Here is a 2684-nt window from a genome sequence, read left to right as displayed (position 1 = left end):
GAATTATTAATTGTACCGGTTAGGGGCGCAGCAAATATGAAAACAGTCGTTGTCATCGGTGGAGGTATTACTGGACTTTCTACTATGTTTTATTTAGAAAAATTAAAGAAGGATTATAATATAGATTTAAATTTAATCCTTATTGAGAAAGAAGAGTATTTAGGTGGTAAAATCCACAGTGTGGAAGAAAATGATTTTATTATGGAATCTGGAGCAGATTCTATTGTAGCTCGTAATGAACATGTTTTGCCGCTTGTAAAAGATTTAAATTTAGAAAATGAAATGGTATATAACGAAACAGGTATTTCTTACATATACTCTGATAACATATTACATCCAATTCCTGCTGACACTATATTTGGGATTCCTATGAGTGTTGAATCATTATTTAGCAGTACGCTAGTCTCAAAAAAAGGGAAAATCGTTGCTTTAAAAGATTTTATTACGAAAAATAAGGAGTTTACAAAGGATACATCACTTGCTGTATTTTTAGAAAGCTTTTTAGGGAAAGAATTAGTGGAAAGACAAGTTGCACCTGTGCTTTCAGGTGTATATTCTGGTAAATTGAATGAGCTTACAATGGCATCTACGTTACCATATTTACTTGAGTATAAAAATAAATATGGAAGTATTATTAAAGGTTTTGAAGAGAATAAAAAACAATTTCAGTCAGCAGGAAATAAAAAGTTTGTATCATTTAAAAGTGGACTATCTACGATTATTAATCGCTTAGAAGAAGTGCTGACGGAGACTGTCATTAATAAAGGTGCTGTAACAACAGTGATAAGTAAAAAAGGGGATCGGTATGAGGTTTCTTTTGCAAATCATGAGACAATACAAGCTGATTATGTCGTTTTAGCAGCTCCACATGATATCGCACAAACGTTATTACAGTCTAATGAGTTAAATGAGCATTTTAATAAATTTAAAAATTCATCGCTTATAAGTATTTACTTAGGTTTTGACATACTAGATGAACAACTACCGGCTGACGGCACAGGTTTTATCGTAACGGAAAACAGTGATTTACATTGTGATGCTTGCACATGGACAAGCAGGAAGTGGAAACATACATCTGGTAAACAAAAGCTATTAGTAAGAATGTTTTATAAGAGCACTAATCCAGTATATGAAACGATCAAAAGTTATAGTGAAGAAGAATTAGTACGAGTTGCTTTATATGATATTGAAAAGAGCCTCGGAATTAAAGGTGAACCGGAAGTAATTGAAGTTACAAATTGGAAAGATTTAATGCCGAAATATCATTTAGAACATAATCAAGCTGTTCAATCATTACAAGAAAAATTGGCCGTGCTTTATCCTAATGTATACTTAGCTGGTGCTTCATATTACGGTGTAGGAATTGGTGCTTGTATTGGAAACGGAAAGAATACTGCCAATGAAATAATTACGACATTGAATGAACAGTCAAAATAATAATATTGAATACATATGTAAATAAAATGTCCCTCCAACATAATGGAGGGACATTTTATTTGTAATTATTTAACATTAATTACAATCTTTTTGTGATTGGCTTTATTCTCTTTAATAGTTAATGTTATTTTTCCAGATTCTTCAAAGGAATACGGTGAGAGCCGATAAAGTTCTTTAATACTATGTTTTTCTTTTAATTTATTTGTAGGAATTAATGTTATATTAGGCTTCCATGTTTCCTGTTTGCCTGAAGGGTAGTCTACTATTATTTCTGGATTATTTAATTGTATTGTTTCCCAAGAGACAAAATACAGTTCAACTTCTGCATCTTTTTTTAGTAATTCTTCTGAGAAATAACCAAACTCACCAACATTACCAAAAACAGTGAAATTTTGATTTTGCAATTTAATATCTAAATATCTAGGTTGATATGTTGCTGCGTGATACATTCCGTATGAAAGAGAGAGTGTGGCAGCGATTAATATACCAACTGAAAATGTCTTAAAGCTATTTCCTTTAAAACTTGTCATCATAAATGAGTTTGGTGTGAATTTTTTTGCGAATAAAAAAATGAGTAAAATGAGCAAGAGGGATAAGCCAATGAAAATATACATAAAGTTTAAGCACCTCCGTAAGAAATATTTACTGTTTTTCTATATTTTAACATGAGAGGGTGTAAATTAGGGGTGGTTTTTAGAGGGGAATTAATAAATACAACGAAGTTATATATTATTAATAGGATAAACATCGCTAGAAATATTTGATTTGTGGGACATTAAGGACTTTCCTAATTATAAATACTTTTTCTGCTATAATAAATGAGTAGAGAGAAAGGAGTGATCCTATGGTATTTCCTATGTTAGAAACAGAACGCTTGCGCTTAGTTGAAATAGGACAATCTTATTGTCAAAAAATATATGAAATATTCTCATTAGATGAGGTAACGTGTTATTACGGTATGAATTCTTTTACTGAGTTTGGACAAGCTTCACGTATGATTGAATCTTTTTCAAAAAATTACTTTGAGAAAAAGGCAATGCGTTGGGGGATTGTATTAAAAGACACAAATAATTTAGTAGGAACAATTGGATTAAATAATTTACAACTTTGGAGTAAACGCTCAGAGATTGGATATGATTTGCATCCTCGTTATTGGGGGAATGGTTATGCTTCTGAAGCTGCTCGAGAAATTATTACTTATGGATTTCGAGATTTAGGCTTATTTAGAATTGGAGCTATTACATATC

General features: G+C 31.3%; 3 protein-coding genes. 2 read left to right on the top strand and 1 reads right to left on the bottom strand.

Going from position 1 to position 2684, the window contains the following annotated elements; translation table 11 throughout:
- The first annotated feature begins 36 nt into the window (after positions 1–36).
- A complete protein-coding gene (locus tag AB3X49_RS20990) occupies positions 37–1437 on the top strand; it encodes a protoporphyrinogen oxidase (RefSeq protein WP_316282015.1) in 1401 nt (466 codons plus the stop codon).
- A gap of 65 nt (positions 1438–1502) precedes the next feature.
- On the opposite strand, the gene AB3X49_RS20985 is transcribed toward AB3X49_RS20990, so the two are convergent.
- Complete coding sequence (locus tag AB3X49_RS20985; protein ID WP_002127343.1) at positions 1503–2051, bottom strand: hypothetical protein; 549 nt, start codon at positions 2049–2051, stop codon at positions 1503–1505.
- 230 nt (positions 2052–2281) lie between these two features.
- Between AB3X49_RS20985 and AB3X49_RS20980 the strand changes: the two genes are divergently transcribed.
- The coding region (locus AB3X49_RS20980; RefSeq protein ID WP_367964514.1) for a GNAT family N-acetyltransferase at positions 2282–2684 on the top strand (403 nt) is incomplete at its 3' end.

It is taken from the genome of Bacillus sp. C30, assembly GCF_040838255.1.
In the GTDB taxonomy this organism is placed as follows: domain Bacteria; phylum Bacillota; class Bacilli; order Bacillales; family Bacillaceae_G; genus Bacillus_A; species Bacillus_A mycoides.
This window is presented reverse-complemented; position numbering and strand designations above follow the sequence as displayed.